Origin of the sequence: Aquimarina mytili (genome assembly GCF_016735115.1) — a bacterium.
Classification (GTDB): Bacteria; Bacteroidota; Bacteroidia; order Flavobacteriales; family Flavobacteriaceae; genus Aquimarina; species Aquimarina mytili.
Window position 1 is genome coordinate 323,399 of sequence record NZ_JAERQJ010000006.1, and the last position, 18,624, is coordinate 342,022.

Consider the following 18,624-nt stretch of genomic DNA (forward strand, 5'->3'; position numbering starts at 1 on the left):
TTATACGTCACAATAGTAAAATACTACAATACTCAATTTATTTTCGCATTATTGATTTCCTCAAGTATTAAAATTACAAATGAAATTGAATGATTGAACTTCAGGAATCAATTGTTTTTAACAAACTAATTAACAAAATATGTACCATTAATTATTAATGGCATTGAGTTTAACAATTGAGTAAGCTATTATATTTGATATAGTCGTCATTCTGTGAAGATACACTACTAAAGATAAGGTTTTTAGATGATATCTGGGGTAGATTTTTATATTTTTTTGCTATCCTTCACTTCATCCAAAACAGAAAGAATAATGTCACAACCTTCTCTGATTTCTTGTTCAGATACCGTTAGAGGGGGCGTGATACGTATAGCTTTAGGTTCAAAAAGTAGCCAAAATAGGATTAGACCTTTATCCTGACATCTTATTATAATATCATTAGTTATTTCTGCAGAAGACGTAATAATAGCCAACATCAATCCCAATCCTCTTATTTCCTCAATTAGAGGATGTATTAATAAGGATCTGAACAATTTTTCTTTTTCTAAAGAAGCTGCCATTACGTCACTGTCGGTAACCTCTTGTAATGTTGCCAAAGCGGCAGCTGCAATGACTGGGTTTCCTCCAAAAGTAGTAATATGGCCTAATTTAGGGTTATCCTGAAGTTGATCCATCATTGCTGTCGAAGCGGTAAAGGCCCCGATAGGTAATCCTCCTCCCATACCTTTTCCCATAACAACAATATCAGGAGTAATATTATAATTTTGAAAACCAAATAGTTTTCCTGTTCTACCAAATCCAGGTTGTATTTCGTCTAATATCAAAAGAGCTCCAACATCATCACATCGTTTTCTAACCTTTTTTAGAAAATTGTTCTTTGGTTCAATAAATCCTGCACCACCTTGTATGGTTTCAAGAATTACGGCCGCCGTTTTTTTTGTAATTTTTTTTAAATCTTCCTCTTCATTAAAAGATATGAAATGAACATCTGGAATTAAAGGCCTAAAGGCTTGTTTACGTTCTTCAAAGCCCATAACACTCATGGACCCCATGGTATTTCCATGATAGGCTTGTCTGGCGGCGATAATTTGACTGCGTCCTGTAACTCTTCGTGCTAATTTTAAAGATCCTTCAATGGCTTCGGTTCCTGAATTAGTAAGGTACGTTTTTTCTAAAGGATCGGGAAGGTTAGAGGCTAATAGTTTGGCTAGAGATACAGCTGGTTGTTGGATATATTCTCCATACACCATGACGTGCAAGTACTTGTCTAATTGTTCTTTTATGGCACTAACAACCTTTGGGTGCCTATGCCCAAGACTGCAAGCCGATACGCCAGCGACAAAATCCAGATATTTTTTTCCGTCTGTAGCATATATATATGTGCCCTCGGCATGAGAAACCTCCATTGCCAAAGGATGTGGTGTTGTTTGTGCCTGGTATTTGAAAAAATCTTTTTTCAAAGTTGATCTGTAGATACTTTTGAGTAATTTGATGTATATATAGTATTAGCACAACTATTGACTACTAATCTTAATGCTATCTCTTATTTCTTTTTTAGGATATTGTAAAGTGGTCACTGTTATACTATCTCTTTGTTTAGCAGTACGATTAAGATCCTGATCCATAAAAGAGGTTTTCTTTTTTGTCTTTTTCTTTTCTGAATCAATTTGTTCTTTTATTTCTTTTTTTGGAAGTATTGAATCTAATTGTTCATTTGACTCTTTGAGCTCAGCATCTTTAAGTTCTTGTTCTAAGAGTCGAGAGCCTTCAGATTTGTTGTCTTCGATACGTTTTATAGTTTCTTCATCAAAGAAATCGGCTTCATCTTCTGGTAAAGGGATTCCTTTTATTTTAATAAGTTTGGGTGGCGATTCTCCTCTAAAAAGATCTGATTTGCTATTGATACGTTCATCACCACGCCAATTAAAACCGGAGAGCTCCCTGGCATTTAGGGGTAAATCAATTTCTCTGTATAAAGTGCCATCAATATTTTGATAATAATAGACATCTTCAATCTCTTGATTATTTAGTAACAATTTAATGGAACTAGAGAGCACTTTATTAATCCCTATTAGTTTAAGGTTACCTTCACTTTCCCTTTGATAAAAAATGGTTTCTGTGTTTTTATCAATATCTACCTGATAGATTTCATTGTCTTTAAATAACCCATAGAGGATTTGCCCTTTTACCTGATTATAACCAGCTTTTAAGGTATCTTCTTGAGCAAGAAAGGCATTTTGATATACTACAAGCGAATCCAACTTTTCCGTTTCGGTGTTCGAAATGATTTTTATCGTATCACCAGTCATTTGATTTCTTTGAGCCCAAAGAATCGGTCTGCCAATAAGCTTTGTATATCCAGTGGTTTGATCTACATTAATCGAATCACTCTTACCGCTCATGTTAATTTTATATATTCTTACATCATAGAACCCTTTCATGATTCTCTTTTCGGGTTTTCCTGTTACCATCAGGGTATCACTATGGATAAATATAGAATCTTTTTCTTGTAATGTTGCGGCTAGCGCTCTTTTGGTAATAAAAACAGAGTCTTTATCTTTAAATACCTCTGCATAATGTCCTGTGATTACTGAATTATTAGCAGTATCCAATACTTTTATATTATTGGTTGCAGATGCAAATTGGGCAGCACTATTATAAAAAATACTATCGCCAAAAACGGTACGCTTATCATAGTCGATTCGAGCATTCTTAATTGCATATCCTGTTTTAACTTCTGTATCATAAAACCCGCGTTCACAATATAGAGTACTTTCTTTTCCTTTCACTGTAGAAGGGCCATAAAGGTAAAAATGATCAAGCTCAGGGAAATAATCCAGGCGATCAGAATCAATTGTGTTTTCTGGGTTTACTACTTTTACATTGGTATTAAAAGAAAATTGATCTCTATCCATAAAATAACGACCAATCTTACTGGTTAGTGTATTATTTGCAGAGTCTTTAACAGTTCCTCCACTACGATAATATGCCTGCTGCTTTAATCTGTCAAAAAATAAGGTATCCGTTCGCAATGTATTTGATGGGGTTTCCATAAATACATCATCACTGGCATATGCAAATTGGGTATTACCATTATACTCTGCATATTTGCTTATCATAGAAATGGTATCTCCTTGTTTCATTTTTACATTACCGAAAGCTCTAACAAATTTATCCTCGCCATAGTGTACGGCTTGATCACACCAGATCTCAACTCCTTCATGTTGCATATAAACTTGTGTATCCACTTTAGCTAATATTGTTGCGCCAGGAAATCTGTTTTCATCTTTGATTGTTCGATCAGATTTAACTTTGATTTGTTTTCCTTCCTGTGCAAATGCGCTTATAGAAAATAGAAAAGAGATAAATATATAGAATAGTATGTTTTTCAATGGTTTTTAATTTGTATGCAAAATAACGAAAATTGTATCTAATGATTGCTCTAAAGTGATTGAAATAGAATTTTATCTAATTTTAATCATAGGATACTTCATAAGTACTACAGAATCTCATTTATGTTGCAAGGTATCTACTGTTTATAAGAAATAGTTGGGTTGATCGATTTGAAGAAAAACATGGTTTTTAGTAGGCTGCACGCCACTACTTTTGGTAGTGAAACTGAGTTTTTATAATTTTTTTAGTTTTTTTAACACTTTATGTGCTTAAGCATCAGTAAATTGCACTAGGAAAACAACAAAAACTATTATCGAAACTATGGGGATGGTTTCGATTTTTACCCCACTTTTAAATTTGTAAATATCTGTCTTGACCTTTAATAATAGGGTTTTTGACGTATAATATTATATATAAGTAGGGAAGAAAAAGATTAAGTTTTATAACACAATCATCAAAAAAACTAATAGATGCTATTGAAAAAAAACCTTTGGGGGCTGTTTTTTTTCTTTTGTTGGGGTGCAGTATTTTCTCAATGGAAACAGTTAGAAAGAATAAACGAAACTTTTGTCGAAGTTGCTTTTGTTGACATCAATGAAAAGCATTTAAAATCAACATTTAATCTATACTTTGATGATGGTGAAATTCTGAAGAGAGGGGATGAATATAATTCTTTGTTGGATTCTCTCACTGTTGTGGAGAAGGAGGTAGGGAATTTTAAACTAAATTTCTTGAATATAAACTCAGAACATTCTGATTATGCTCCTGTTTTTTTTGAAGGCGAATTGGTGTTTTCTTCTTCAAGAAATGTCAGTAGTATTTCTAAATCATTTGACAATCAAAGTAATCAACCTTTTTTAGATTTATTTACTACCTCCAAAAGATCAGATAAACAAAGAATCAGAAAATTGAAAGGGAGTATAAATACAAAATTTCACGAATCTTCAGCAGCTTTTAGTAAGGATAACAAGACAGTTTATTTTACCAGGAATAATTATTCTAAAAGAAAATCAAAAACCAATACAAAAGGGAATGTTCTGTTAAAAATATATAGGGCTTATTATGAAGATGGAAAATGGAAAAATGTAGAAGAACTGCCTTTTAGTAGTGATGAATATTCGATAGCTCATCCAACATTATCTCCTGATGGCAGGTTTTTGTATTTTGCTAGCGATATGCCAGGAAGTATAGGTCAATCAGATTTATACGTTGTAGAAATTTATGATGATGGAAGCTTTGGTATACCACAAAATTTAGGTGAACAAATCAATACCGAAGGTCGCGAAACTTTCCCATATGTAAGTGATAAAGGAAAATTATTTTTTGCCAGTGATGGTCATATTGGGTTTGGTGGTTTAGATGTTTTTGTTGTTATGCCTGATCAGTCTAATAATGCAAGGGTGTATAACCTTGGAGTGCCAATTAATAGTACTGAGGATGACTTCACTTTTATTATTAATGAGGAAAGTAAAATAGGATATTTTGCCAGTAATCGTATGGGAGGAGATGGTGATGATGATATATATGGATTTAGACAATTAGTTTCATTTTCTAAATATTTTGGTCAAAAGCCGGAGACTATAAAAGAGGTAGAACGCGTAATCGATATACACTCAAGTGAAGAAAAAATCACTTCGTTTTAGTGGTTTTGTATTAGAATAACTAAAAAAAGAAGCTACATTAAGTAGCTTCTTTTTTTATATAAAATATATTCTTTCGAATTTTTTTATTTACCTATGAATGGTTTGTGTTCTATCTGGTCCAACAGAGACAATAGTAATTGGTGTCTCTAGTTCCTTTTCTAAGAAAGTTATATATTGATTAAGTTCCTTAGGAAGTTCAGAAGCATCTGTCATACCCGTTAGATCTTCAGACCAACCTTTCATTTCTGTATAAATTGGTGTTACGTTTTCAGGTTCAATATTATAAGGCAGGTGTGTAATAGTTTCTCCTTTGTATTTATATGCAGTACATACTTTTAGGGTTTTAAATCCACTTAGTACATCTCCCTTCATCATCATTAATTTGGTAACTCCATTTACATGTACAGCATATTTTAAGGCTACAAGATCTAACCAGCCACATCGTCTTGGTCTTCCTGTCGTGGCTCCAAACTCGTGTCCTACACGTGCCATGGTTTCTCCATCCTTGTCAAACAATTCGGTTGGAAATGGGCCACTACCTACTCGTGTCGTATATGCTTTAAAAATTCCAAAAACATCTTTGATTTTATTTGGAGCAATACCTAAACCGGTACATGCTCCTGCCGCGGTAGTATTAGAAGAGGTTACAAAAGGATAGGTTCCGAAATCAATATCTAATAAAGATCCTTGTGCGCCTTCAGCAAGAATAGTTTTGCCATCTTTTTGTGCTTGATGTAAATACTCTTCACTATCAATAAATTTAAGTGTTTTTAAGGTTTTTACGGCTTCAAAAAATTCATTTTCTAATTCTTCAAGATCATATTCTATTTTCGCATCATAGAAGTCGATCATTGCTTCATGTTTATTGGCTAGGTTACGATAGCGTTCTTTCCAGTCACTTAGTTCTAAATCTCCAACACGAATACCATTTCTTCCGGTTTTATCCATGTATGTTGGGCCAATACCTTTTAAAGTAGAACCAATTTTTGCTTTTCCTTTAGAAGCTTCAGAAGCTGCATCCAAAATTCGATGTGTAGGAAGGATGAGGTGTGCTTTTCTTGAAATCAGTAATTTGGATTTGTAGTCTAAATCGAATTTATCCAGATTGTCTAATTCTTTTTTGAAAATCACTGGATCGATAACTACTCCATTACCTACTAAATTAATTGCTTTATCATGAAAAATACCACTTGGAATGGTATGTAATACATGTTTGATTCCGTCAAATTCCAGTGTGTGACCTGCATTTGGTCCCCCTTGAAATCGAGCTATTATATCATAATCTTTTGTAAGAACGTCTACAATTTTTCCTTTACCTTCGTCTCCCCATTGAAGACCAAGCAATAAATTTACTGCCATTAGTTGTCTTGATTAGTTGGTTTCTTTTTAGTTCCGTAGAAATACAATGAATGATTTGTAATGTCTACATTAAAAATTTCTTCTATAGTTTTTTTTATGGATTGAATTCTTGGATCACAAAATTCAAGTACATCTCCTGTATCCGTTAGAATAAGATGATCATGCTGTCTGTCAAAATATGATTTTTCATATTGCGCCTGGTTTTGACCAAATTGATGTTTTCTAACAAGTTTACATTCTAACAATAATTCAATTGTATTGTATAAGGTGGCACGACTAACCCTGTAGTTTTTGTTTTTCATTTTGATATATAAAGATTCTATATCAAAATGCTCATCACTTTCATAAATCTCTTGAAGTATGGCATATCGTTCAGGTGTTTTTCTATGACCGTTTTCTTCTAAAAAACTGGTAAACACGTTTTTAACGATATTTTGGTCGTTTTGTGTGGTTGCTCTAGTACTCATAAGCTTAAAAAAGCAAAGTTACATTATTTTTTATTCTCTAACCACTTTATCGATACCACTTATTTTTGAAAGATTTTTCATCACAGTTTTTAAGGTATTTTTGTTGGTAACCCCAACCGTGATTTTCCCTATAAAAACGCCGTCATTAGTGTCAAAATTCATATTATAGATGGCAAGGTGCATATTGTTAGAAATTACTTGTGTTACTTCATTAACAACACCAATATTATCGATCCCGTTAAGTCTTATAACCGCCTTAAACTCTTCTTGGCTAGAGTCTATCCATTTGGCAGGCATAATCCTATAGGCATAATTGCTTTGTAGTTGCAGTGCATTTGGACAATTCTTTTTATGCACTTTTATACCTTCATTTACAGTTATAAATCCAAAAACATCATCTCCCGGGATTGGATTGCAACAATTAGACAGTTTGTATTCTAATTTTTCTGAATCTTTACCAAATACAAGTAAATCAAATTTTGAAGTAATTTCTTCCTTGTTTACGTCTTTAATATTACCTCTGCGAATTCTATTTTTAATAAAATTCATGAAGACATTACTACGCGTATTGGCGAATTCTTTGATTTTTTGATTGTCTATGGTTCCGATACCAACTCTATAAAAAAGGTCAAGGCTTGTTTTTAATTTAAAATATAGCACAAGCTCATTAACAACTTTTTCGCTCATGGTTATTTTTTGAGAGCGTAATTTGCGTTTTAATATAACTTTTCCATCTTCTGCAATTTGTTTCTTTTCATCTCGTAATGCAGATTTAATTTTAGATCGTGCTCTGGCTGTGGTGGCATAATCTAACCAACTAGAGGATGGTTTTGATTTGGTTGATGTGATGATTTCAACTTGATCTCCACTTTTTAGTTCTTGACTTAAAGGAACTAATTTTCCGTTTACTCGCGCTCCTCGAGTTTTTAACCCGACTTCAGTATGAACGCTGAAACCAAAGTCTAGAGCAGTGGCTCCTTTAGGAAGCGATTTTAAATCACCTTCCGGTGTAAAAACAAATATTTCTTTGGCGTATAAATTTAGTTTGAATTCTTCAACAAAATCTACGGCATTTGTTTCAGAGTTTTCTAGAGCTTCTTGCAATCTGTTTAGCCAACCATCTAGTCCTTGATCTTGCTTTTCTTCAGTGTTTTTGTACTTATAATGTGCTGCATACCCTTTTTCGGCAATTTCATGCATGCGTTCGCTTCGTATTTGTACTTCGACCCATTTGCTGTCAGGACCAATAACAGTAATATGTAAAGCTTCATAACCTGTAGATTTAGGTTGCGAAATCCAATCCCTTAAACGAATAGGGTTGGGGCGATAATAATCTGTTACTACGGTATATATTTTCCAGGCAATAAATTTTTCATTCTCAAGATCCGACTTGTAAATAATTCGTATGGCAAATTTGTCATAAACTTCATCAAAAGCGATGTTTTGTTTTACCATTTTTCTACGAATAGAGAAAATCGATTTCGGTCTTCCTTTTATTTCATAATTTAGTCCTTCTCTATCTAATCCGACACGTATCTGGTCAGAAAACCTTTTAATGTATTCATCTTGCTCTTCCTTACTTTCCTTAATTTTTTCAAGGATATCTTTATAGACTTCAGGCTCGGTATATTTTAATCCCAGGTCCTCTAATTCTGTTTTAATATTATAGAGACCAATTCGATGTGCTAAGGGAGCATAAATGTATAAGGTTTCTGAGGCAATTTTTACTTGCTTATCTGGTCGCATTGCATCCATTGTTTGCATATTATGCAAACGATCTGCAATCTTAATGATAATAACTCGTACATCATCATTAAGAGTAAGCAACATTTTTCTAAAATTTTCTGCCTGTAGGGAAATGTCCCTATCTTTTTTTAGAGAAGATATTTTAGTTAAGCCATCAACAATACGAGCTACTGTTTCTCCAAACATTTGCTCTATATCAACCAGGGTGTATTCTGTATCTTCAACTACATCATGAAGTAATGCCGCCGCAATAGAAGTAGCATCGAGCCCAATCTCACTTGCTACAATTTTTGCAACAGCGATAGGGTGAAAAATGTATGCTTCACCGCTTTTACGTCGTTGATCTTTGTGTGCGTCAACGGCAATGTCAAATGCTTGACGTATTAGTGTTTTATCTTCTTTAGAAAGATCTCTATAACTAATACGAAGCAATTCTTTGTATTGCTTAGCAATCTGTTTGTTTTCTTCCTCTATAGCAGCTTCGGTCATATCACAAAGTTTATAAGAAAGCCCTATTTAGTATCATGTGCAATGTCCCCCTTAATGATATTAACTATAAGTCAAAAATTGTGCCTTAAGTTGATATCTGTCACAAATTTTTAATTTGCAATATTAATTAAAAGTACAACTAAGAATTGTAACCACCAAGCACTTATCTCATGGATTTTACTCGATAATCGAGATTTAAATACCTTAAGGCTTACCACAAAATCAAAATTATTTTCCTACCGATGCCTAGCAGGGTTCCCTCTAGATGGTTTATTTTCTGAGTTTTTTGATTCTTTGTAATAGAGTAGGGTGAGAGTAGTGGATAAAAACCATGGCAGGATGTGGTGTAAGATTGCTAAGGTTGTTTTTAGAAAGTTTTTTAAGGCTATTTATTAACGCCTCGCTATTGTATGTGTTTTTGGCATACTCATCTGCCTGGTATTCAAATTTTCTCGATACAACATTCATAATCAACCCAGTAACTTCTGAGATTGGACTATAGAGTATTCCAAAAGTTATTAGACCTATATGAAATGAAGGAGCCTGAACTCTTAGAGCTTCGGAAAGAAGTGGGTTTGAGATGAAAAGCGATAAGAACCATAAGGTTATTCCCGTAAGGGCTATAGATAATATTAGGTTGAAAATTACGTGTCTTTTCTTATAATGCCCAACCTCGTGTGCAAGTACAGCTACAATTTCTTCTTTATTAAGATCTTTAATCAATGTGTCATATAGTGTAATTCTTTTTTCGCTTCCAAACCCTGAAAAATATGCATTTGCTTTTGTACTTCTTTTTGAGCCATCAATTACAAATATATCCTTTAGCTGAAATCCTACTTTTTTAGAATATTCATTAATCGTATCTCTAAGTTCGCCAGGTTCTAAGGGAGTTTGTTTGTTAAAAATCGGAACAATAAGTTTTGCATAAAACATATTCATAGCTATCGTAAAGATCGAAACTAATGCCCATGCATAAATCCAAAAAGATTTTCCGGTAATTTCATAAAACCACATTATTAATGCTAAAAGCCCTCCACCAACAATAGCCATCATGATGATACTTTTTATTTTATCAATGAAGAAAGTTTTAGTGGTCATTTTATTGAAACCAAATTTTTCTTCAATGACAAAAATTTTATAATAGGCAACAGGAGTCGATAGAATGTCACTGCCTATCATTATGATGCCAAAAAAGATAAGTCCAATGACAACTGAGTTGTCTGAAATTGATCTGGCAAAATTATCTACCCATGCAAAACCATCTAAAAAGAAAAAAAGTAGCATGATACAAAGAGATATAGTGGATGATACTAGCTTAAATTTATAATTTGCTCTCTTGTATTCAATAGATTTTTGATATTCTTCTTTTGGATAAACATCAGAAAGCTCTTCAGGGATTTCATCATTATAATGTCTTGCATTAAGAATGTCTAATAGAGAATCTATTAGAAATACAATAATAATAATGGTGATCAATAAATAAAAAAGAGATTCTGGGGTCATTGGTTAGTGTAATTAGTAGTTTGGGATTTGTAGGAATCGAAAGGTAATGATTTTAATTTATTTATAATGCTACTTTTTTATCTTTTAGTCTATAAAGTTTCGCTGACGTTTGGCTTCAAAAATCAGAATTCCTGCTGCCACCGATACATTCATCGAATCTATCACCCCACTCATTGGGATTTTAATATTTTGGGTGGTGCTTTGCAAAAAGTCTTCACTTAACCCGGTTGCTTCTGTACCAACGACAATAGCTGTGGGTTTAGTATAATCTTGAGTGTGATAATTTACAGAGGTTTGTAATGCTGCTCCATAGATGTTGATTTTTTGTTTTTTTAAGAAATTAATGATGTCTTTAGAAGTTCCGGTTGCAATAGTATTAGTGAATAAACATCCTACACTAGATCTGATAATATTTGGGTTATAAATATCTGTTTTTGGATTTGCAATAAGAACAGCGTCTAATTGGGCAGCATCAGCTGTGCGTAGTAAAGCGCCAATATTACCTGGTTTTTCGGGCGCTTCAGCAATAAGAATAAGTGGTTTTTTTGATGATAATACCAAATTTTTAATCTCCAGGTCTTTTGACTTTGCCACCGCTATAATTCCTTCTGTGGTTGTGCGATATGCAAGCTTCTGATAGATCTCCATGGTGATTTCGTAAAGATCAATTTGATTATCATGATTGTCAATAATGGAAGAAATCTCAACATCTGATACAATTGAAGGGCAATAGTATAGTTGCTTGATGGTGTAATTTCCTTTTAGGGCTAGTTTAATTTCACGTTTCCCTTCAATAATAAAACAACCTTCCTTTTTTCGAATTCTGGATTTTTCTTTGAGTTGTATTAATGATTTTATTTTGGTATTCTGTAGACTTGTAATTTGGTTTTGCATAAGAGCAAAGATAATGATAGTGCAATATAAAATATGTTCTTTTTAAGAATTTGAAGTAGTAAGTTCTTTAATAGATAATCTAATTTCTTCAATTATTTTCGGATACGCTTGATCTAATTTGCTAAATAAATCAGAAACTTCGTTTAATTTGTTTTCTTTTGAAAGATGTTCAATCTTTCCTAGTGTAACAGATTCCTCTTGTATTCCTAAAGTTTTGAAACTTGATTTAAGCTTATGAGAATATTCCTTTATTGGTACAGCGTCCTGTTTTTCAATAGCATGTTTTAGTTTATTATAGTCGTCAGGAGTTTCTTCAATAAACATTTGAAGTACTCCCAAAATCGTAGTGGTATCGTTATCAAAAGTTTTTTTTAGGAAAGAGAGGTTGCAGATTTTTTTAGTCTCAGGTGAAGCAGATTCTTTTGGGATATCTGGTTGTATAGGATTTGAAATTATGCTTGGGGTTGTCCTTGGGTTTAGACTGTAAAGTATTTCTTCTAAGGCATCTTCACTAAGTGGTTTTGTGAGATAAAAATTCATTCCAGACTCGATTGCTTTCTTTTTTGAGTCAGGAAACACATCTGCCGAACATGCTACTATTGGGGTCTGACTAACTCTTGCATTTTTTGATTGTCTAATTTGTTCTGCCGCTTCAGGACCGTCCATAACAGGCATGTGCATATCCATAAGGACCAAGTCATAAGGATGATCTTCAATTTTTTCTAATGCTATTTTTCCATTCTCTGCAATATCGGCATCTATATTCCAGTTAGAAAGTAATTGTGCCATAAAAAATTGATTCATTTTGTTGTCCTCAACAACGAGAACTTTCATGCCCGCCAACCTATTTATATCTTCACTTGTAGATGATGTAACATCTATATCAGAAGATTTAAAGTTGCTTTTGTTATACGTTATAGAGAAGTCAAAAGTAGATCCAATACCCGATTCGCTATGCGCGTTAAGCCGACCTCCTTGTAATTCTATAAGTTGTTTTGAAATTGACAACCCAAGTCCGGTGCCTTCTATTTTATTTTTCCCGGGTTTATGGACTTGATAGAAGCTCTCGAAAATGTTCTTAAGCTTATTTTTTGGGATTCCCACTCCGGTATCTTTTACAGAAAAATTTATTGTAATAGAGGTGTCATCTACCTTTTCCGTTTTTACATGAATTGCCACTTCCCCTGTATGAGTAAATTTTATTGCATTTCCTAAAAGGTTGATCAAGATTTGATTGAGTCTTAATTGGTCTCCAATAATGAATTTTGGAACCGAAGATTCGATATGCATCTGGTATTCTAATCCTTTTTCATCGGCTTTTATTTTAAAACCTCTTGATATATTAGCAATAAGTTCCCTGATGTTAAAATCAGTATTGTGTAAGGTCAACTTTCCAGCTTCAATTTTAGAAAAATCGAGAATATCATTAATTAAGACCAAAAGATTCTCCGCAGAAAATTGGATCCCGTCCAGATTTTTTTTGTCTATTTCCGGATTGCTAAAATCACTCTTTTGAAGAATACTTGTTAATCCTAGAATTACATTTAGAGGAGTTCTTATCTCATGACTCATGTTGGATAAAAAAACCGATTTTGCTTTGGCAGATTTTTCTGCCAAGACTTTTGCTTCTCTGATTTCGTTGTCAATTATTCTTTTATTCGTGATATCTCTAAAAAATGCATTGAAAAGAAAATCATCTTTGGCTTCGATAGCTATAATGGTAAGTTCAACATACACTGTTGATCCATTTTTTCTTTTTACAGAAGTTTCTACTCGTTTATTGATTAGCTCATCATCTCCGGTTTTTATGTAGTTGCTAAAACTTCTTTTTAGTTCTTGTCTGAGTTTATAAGGAACAAGAGGAAATAGGCTTTTACCGATAGTTTCTTCTCTTGGTACTTCTAAAATGTTTTCAGCTTGTTTGTTCCAATTAAGTACGGTGCCTTCACTGTTTACAAGAATTACGCCATCCATTGCAGTTTCCAGAATCGTAGTTTTCAGATGTTCGCTATGTTTTAGCTCTTCTTCAACCTCCTTCTTCTCAATAATTTCTTCGGTAAGACGTTCGTTAATTTCTTCTAAACTGTATAGCTGTTTTTGCAGCATCTTTAGCATTTGCTGCTTGCTCGGGAAATTAATAAGATCCTTTGCTAAAATTTCTTCGGGAATAACATTGAGTGTAGCTGTAAATGAATCAAGCAAATGATAGGATTGAAAATGTTGTTTATAAATCAGTAAATAAATATTAGTGATTGCATTTATACCTAAAACGTTTTTCATTTTGAAGAAAATCTGATTAGAAAAATCTAATAAGTTTTTCCTCTCTTTTATTAAATCTATAGACTGAAAGTCATAGGGAGTGCTTAAGTGTTTTTCAATCTTTATAATTTTTGAGTCATTATAATTGCCAACTAATTCTGATGATTTTTTAAGTACTTGCAAAAGAAAAACCTTGCAAAGAGATAGTTCTTGTTTCTTTAGAGGCTCAAATATCAACTTAAAATTTACATTCTTAAATAAGTTACTATAGTTTAAAAAAACTAAATCTTGTATAGATTTTTTATTGTGACGATTAGTCGTATTCTTTTCTGTAATGAATTCTTCAAGCAGTAAATATAATTCTGGTAAAGCTTCTATTTTTTTACTTGAGGAATACTCATTAAAAGCGTCGATTTTTGTTTTTAAAGCGGTATTGTTTTCGGGTGCGTCAATTTTTTTCCATAAAAAATCGACGAGATTGGTAATTTCCTGTTCCTCTTGATTTTTTGGAAAATCGGCTTTTTGTAGGGATAGTATTCTTTTTAGCCAATTGATCATTTATGGATTATATTTTGCTAGCTTTATATATTTTGTAAAACCCTAATGCAGATAGCCCCCATGTTAGTATTAAGGCAATAAACCAAATATAGTTACCTAAAGTATCTCCAAAAATATTCTTAAAAATGTTGTAGTTAAAAATATGGGCAATTTGCATATGAAGATGCCCTAATGCCATAACTACAAAACCCCATGCCAATAACGTCATTCCTGATCCGAATTTACCTCCTTTTAATCTTGTAGCGGTAAGAAAACTGAAAACAAGTGCTATGGCTAGAAAAGGCATTTCTAATAAGCCAAAGATTTGTTCGACTCCTAATAAGCCCTCAGAATGTGTGTTATGTTCTTGAGCATATAACCCATTACTTAATAAAAGTAATCCAGATGTAAGTAAGAAGTAGTTTTTTTTCATATCTGTCTAGTTTAGTTAAAAATAGGTAAAAAATACGGTTTTCTCTCATTTTTAACAGATAAAAAACCAATTTTACCGATTAAGTGCTTTTTTGTAAAGAGATGCAAACAAAAAAAACCGCTCATTTGAGCGGTTTTTTATATATAAGTGAGATAGTATTTATGATTTAAAAGATTACTTTACTTTTTCTACAATCGCTTTAAAAGCTTCTGGATTGTTCATTGCTAAATCGGCAAGAACCTTACGGTTAAGTTCGATGTTATTAGCTTTTACTTTACCCATAAATTGAGAATAAGACATACCATGTAAACGGGCACCTGCATTAATACGTGTGATCCATAAAGCACGGAAAGTTCTCTTTTTATTTCTACGGTCTCTATACGAATATTGCATCGCTTTATCAACCGCATTTTTTGCTACTGTCCAAACGTTTTTACGACGTCCAAAGTAACCTTTTGCTTGCTTAAGAACTTTTTTTCTTCTAGCTCTTTTTGCAACAGAATTTACTGATCTTGGCATAATTTTAAATTTTTTGGTAGAAGGCGGTCGATAATCAACACTTTAAAAGCCTAACTCCCCGGTTTATAATAATTCTAACCTGATTAAAAAGATTATTACTTTAAACGTAATTGCTCTTTAATACTGTTTTCATCGCTTTTGTGCACCAATGTTGCGTGCGTTAAAGCAAGCTTACGCTTCTTAGATTTTTTTGTCAAGATATGACTCTTAAAAGCGTGCTTTCTTTTTAATTTACCAGTACCGGTAAGCTTAAAACGCTTTTTTGCACTGGATTTTGTTTTCATTTTAGGCATTTGATCCTTGTTTTAATAATCTCACTTATTATCTTAATAATTCCAAATAGAATTATATTCTTTATTTTTTAGGAGCAATAAACATAATCATACGTTTACCTTCTAATTTAGGCATCTGTTCTACTTTACCATACTCTTCCAGCTCTTGAGCTAATCTTAGAAGTAATATCTGACCCTGGTCTTTGTAAATGATAGAACGACCTTTGAAAAAAACATAAGCTTTAAGTTTAGCGCCTTCGCTAAGAAACTTGATAGCATGTTTTTTCTTAAATTCATAATCATGCTCATCGGTATTAGGTCCGAATCTAATTTCTTTGATAACAACTTTTGTAGCTTTTGATTTTAAAGCTTTGTCTCTTTTCTTTTGTTCGTAAAGGAATTTTTTATAATCCATTATTTTACAAACAGGAGGTACTGCTTTAGGTGAAATCTCTACAAGATCAAGTTCTTGTTCTTCTGCCAGTTGAAGTGCTTTTTTGGTTGGGTATACACCAACTTCAACATTGTCACCTACTAGACGCACTTCATCAACACGAATTTTGTGGTTAATTCTGTGAGCATCTTCTTTAATTACTCTTAGTGGTTTTTGAGACCTTCTTCTTCTTATTGCTATGGCTTAAAAATTTAAATTAAACTTAGTTTATTATATATTATCCGTTAAACGGTTTTAGTGTTCTGTTAATTTCTTCTGTAATTATTTCGGAAAACTTTTCAATAGATATCGCTCCTAAATCCTCTCCTCCATGTTTACGAACAGATATTGTATTATTTTTTTCTTCTTGTTCTCCAACGATTACAATATAAGGAAACTTATTCATTTCAGCTTCTCTTATCTTTTTACCTATCGTTTCATTTCTATGATCCGCAAGGGCGCGAATTTCGTCATTTTCTAACAAATTTAAAACTTTTTCAGCGTATTTTTCATATTTCTCGCTGATAGAGAGTATAATAGCTTGTTCTGGCATTAGCCATAACGGGAAATTACCTCCAGTGTGTTCTAGTAGTATAGCAATAAATCGTTCCATGCTTCCAAAAGGAGCTCTATGGATCATTACGGGTCTGTGTAACTCGTTATCACTTCCTTTATATGTTAAATCAAAACGTTCTGGTAGATTGTAATCAACTTGTATTGTTCCTAATTGCCAGCTTCTGCCTAATGCATCTTTAACCATGAAATCCAGTTTAGGTCCATAAAAAGCAGCTTCTCCACTTTCAATAACGTAATCTAATCCTTTATCCTTGGCAGCACTAATAATAGCATTCTCTGCTTTTTCCCAGTTGGCGACATCTCCAATATATTTGTCGGGGTTTTCTAGATCTCTTACAGATACCTGAGCTGTAAAATTTTCAAAACCTAAAGACCCAAATACATAAAGTACTAAGTCAATTACTTTCTTGAATTCTTCATCCAACTGATCAGGAGTACAAAAAATATGTGCATCATCTTGAGTAAAGCCTCGTACTCTGGTTAGTCCATGTAACTCACCACTCTGCTCATATCTATATACAGTACCAAATTCTGCATACCGTTTTGGTAGATCTCTATAAGACCATGGGGCACTATTGTAGATTTCACAGTGATGAGGGCAATTCATAGGTTTTAAAAGAAATTCCTCTCCATCGGCAGGTGTATTGATAGGTTGAAAACTATCTTCACCGTATTTTGCATAATGTCCCGAGGTTACATATAGCTCTTTTTGACCAATATGAGGTGTCATTACCATTTCATATCCAGCTTTTTTCTGAGCCTTCTTTAAAAACTGTTCTAAACGATCTCTCAAAGCAGCTCCTTTTGGTAACCAAAGCGGTAACCCTTGACCTACTTTCTGTGAAAATGTAAAAAGCTCAAGCTCTTTTCCTAATTTTCTGTGATCACGTTTCTTGGCTTCTTCCAGTAATTCAAGATATTCTTTTAACTCTTTTTGTTTCGGAAATGATGTTCCGTAAACACGAGTAAGCTGTTTGTTGTTTTCGTCACCGCGCCAATATGCTCCGGCAACGCTCATAATCTTTACAGCTTTTATAATGCCAGTATTCGGGATGTGACCACCGCGACATAAATCAGTAAAGGTGTCATGGTCACAAAATGTTATCGTTCCATCTTCAAGATTTTCTATAAGTTCAACCTTATATTCATTTCCTTCTCCTTTATATTTTTCTAATGCCTCGGCCTTAGATACCGATCTCATTTTAAAATCATGTTTACCTCTGGCGATTTCCAACATTTTATCCTCAATCGCCTTAAAATCTTTTTCAGAAATAGTTCTGTCTCCTAAATCAACATCGTAATAAAACCCATTATCAATAGCAGGGCCAATAGATAATTTAACACCTGGATAAAGTTGTTCTAATGCTTGGGCCAAAACATGAGATGTAGAATGCCTAAAGGCTGTTTTTCCTTCTTCATCTCTCCATGTGTATAAAATTAGATTACCGTCTTGGGTTAACTCGGTAGAGGTTTCTATAGTGGTTCCATTAAATTGTGCAGAAATAACATTTCTGGCAAATCCTTCACTAATATCTTTTGCAACATCCATAGCTGTAATGCTACTGCTGTACTCTCTAACCGAACCATCCGGTAATGTAATTTTGATCATCTTTATTTTAATTAAAGCTGCAAAGATAATACGATAATAAAACCCATACAATAATATAGTATATATTTAATTGATTAAATTATTGTATTTCAGTTTTGCTGTTATTTTGGAGGATTCAAGATCCTTTGGGGATCTTGACCACGCTTTCCATTATATCTTTTTTAATTCAAATAAGTAGGTTTGTAGAGTGTATGGTGAGTTTTAAAAAAGGATGCCATTACAATCGTTATCCCGTTTTTCTAATTTTAAGTCATGGTGTATCAGTTAGTTGTAAAAAGGTTTAAAAAAAGATTGTAAAAGGTGTTGTTGGTTTATAAAAAGGTGTTATGTTTGCACCCGCAAAAAGGGGGTTCTTTTTGCGAGTTCATTGAGGATTTTGGGGCTTTATTTTTTCTGGGAAACTTTTTTTCAAATTATTTCAAAAAAGTTTTGGTGGTTAAAAAAGGGGTTGTATATTTGCACCCGCTTTGAGAGATAAGCGAAGTTCATAGG

14 protein-coding genes are annotated in these 18,624 nt (G+C 33.2%); 1 reads left to right on the forward strand and 13 read right to left on the reverse strand.

The genetic code is table 11. The features are described 5' to 3' along the window. Positions 1–266: 266 nt before the first annotated feature. Together JJQ60_RS16015 and JJQ60_RS16020 are read right to left on the reverse strand one after the other, a co-directional pair. Positions 267–1,460: an aspartate aminotransferase family protein gene (locus JJQ60_RS16015; RefSeq protein ID WP_201922524.1), complete on the reverse strand. Its 1,194-nt coding sequence runs from the start codon at positions 1,458–1,460 to the stop codon at positions 267–269. Between the two features lie 54 nt (positions 1,461–1,514). Then, on the reverse strand, positions 1,515–3,392 hold the full coding sequence (locus JJQ60_RS16020) for an OstA-like protein (protein ID WP_201922527.1): 1,878 nt from the start codon (positions 3,390–3,392) through the stop codon (positions 1,515–1,517). Between the two features lie 471 nt (positions 3,393–3,863). Between JJQ60_RS16020 and JJQ60_RS16025 the strand changes: the two genes are divergently transcribed. Continuing rightward, the gene (locus JJQ60_RS16025; RefSeq protein ID WP_201922530.1) at positions 3,864–5,036 is read left to right on the forward strand and encodes a TolB family protein; all 1,173 of its coding nucleotides are present in this window, start codon (positions 3,864–3,866) and stop codon (positions 5,034–5,036) included. Positions 5,037–5,123: 87 nt separating this feature from the next. Here JJQ60_RS16025 and JJQ60_RS16030 read toward each other — a convergent pair whose 3' ends face one another. The 11 genes from JJQ60_RS16030 to thrS all read right to left on the reverse strand — a co-directional run bounded on the left by JJQ60_RS16030 (position 5,124) and on the right by thrS (position 18,132). Further along, positions 5,124–6,395, reverse strand: coding sequence for an adenylosuccinate synthase (locus JJQ60_RS16030; RefSeq protein WP_201922532.1), 1,272 nt, complete (start codon positions 6,393–6,395; stop codon positions 5,124–5,126). Beyond that, positions 6,395–6,862, reverse strand: coding sequence for a Fur family transcriptional regulator (locus tag JJQ60_RS16035; protein ID WP_201922534.1), 468 nt, complete (start codon positions 6,860–6,862; stop codon positions 6,395–6,397). The genes JJQ60_RS16030 and JJQ60_RS16035 overlap by 1 nt, the downstream gene beginning before the upstream one ends. 30 nt (positions 6,863–6,892) lie before the next feature. Beyond that, the gene (locus JJQ60_RS16040) at positions 6,893–9,097 is read right to left on the reverse strand and encodes a RelA/SpoT family protein (protein WP_201922537.1); all 2,205 of its coding nucleotides are present in this window, start codon (positions 9,095–9,097) and stop codon (positions 6,893–6,895) included. Between the two features lie 270 nt (positions 9,098–9,367). Next, on the reverse strand, positions 9,368–10,600 hold the full coding sequence (locus JJQ60_RS16045) for a M48 family metallopeptidase (protein ID WP_201922540.1): 1,233 nt from the start codon (positions 10,598–10,600) through the stop codon (positions 9,368–9,370). An 84-nt stretch (positions 10,601–10,684) separates the two neighbouring features. Next, positions 10,685–11,494 carry a TrmH family RNA methyltransferase gene (locus tag JJQ60_RS16050; protein ID WP_201922543.1) on the reverse strand — a complete coding sequence of 270 codons (810 nt, stop codon included), beginning with the start codon at positions 11,492–11,494 and terminating at the stop codon, positions 10,685–10,687. Between the two features lie 42 nt (positions 11,495–11,536). Then, on the reverse strand, positions 11,537–14,311 hold the full coding sequence (locus tag JJQ60_RS16055; protein WP_201922548.1) for a PAS domain-containing hybrid sensor histidine kinase/response regulator: 2,775 nt from the start codon (positions 14,309–14,311) through the stop codon (positions 11,537–11,539). Positions 14,312–14,318: 7 nt separating this feature from the next. After that, positions 14,319–14,723 (reverse strand): hypothetical protein, encoded by a 405-nt coding sequence (locus JJQ60_RS16060; protein WP_201922551.1) that lies wholly within the window; start codon positions 14,721–14,723, stop codon positions 14,319–14,321. Positions 14,724–14,897: 174 nt separating this feature from the next. After that, complete coding sequence (gene rplT, locus JJQ60_RS16065; protein WP_073320319.1) at positions 14,898–15,242, reverse strand: 50S ribosomal protein L20; 345 nt, start codon at positions 15,240–15,242, stop codon at positions 14,898–14,900. Between the two features lie 95 nt (positions 15,243–15,337). After that, on the reverse strand, positions 15,338–15,535 hold the full coding sequence (gene rpmI, locus JJQ60_RS16070; protein ID WP_201922554.1) for a 50S ribosomal protein L35: 198 nt from the start codon (positions 15,533–15,535) through the stop codon (positions 15,338–15,340). Between the two features lie 61 nt (positions 15,536–15,596). Then, positions 15,597–16,106, reverse strand: coding sequence for a translation initiation factor IF-3 (gene infC, locus JJQ60_RS16075; protein ID WP_074408604.1), 510 nt, complete (start codon positions 16,104–16,106; stop codon positions 15,597–15,599). A gap of 79 nt (positions 16,107–16,185) precedes the next feature. Continuing rightward, positions 16,186–18,132: a threonine--tRNA ligase gene (gene thrS / locus JJQ60_RS16080; protein ID WP_201922558.1), complete on the reverse strand. Its 1,947-nt coding sequence runs from the start codon at positions 18,130–18,132 to the stop codon at positions 16,186–16,188. Between the last annotated feature and the right edge of the window lie 492 nt (positions 18,133–18,624).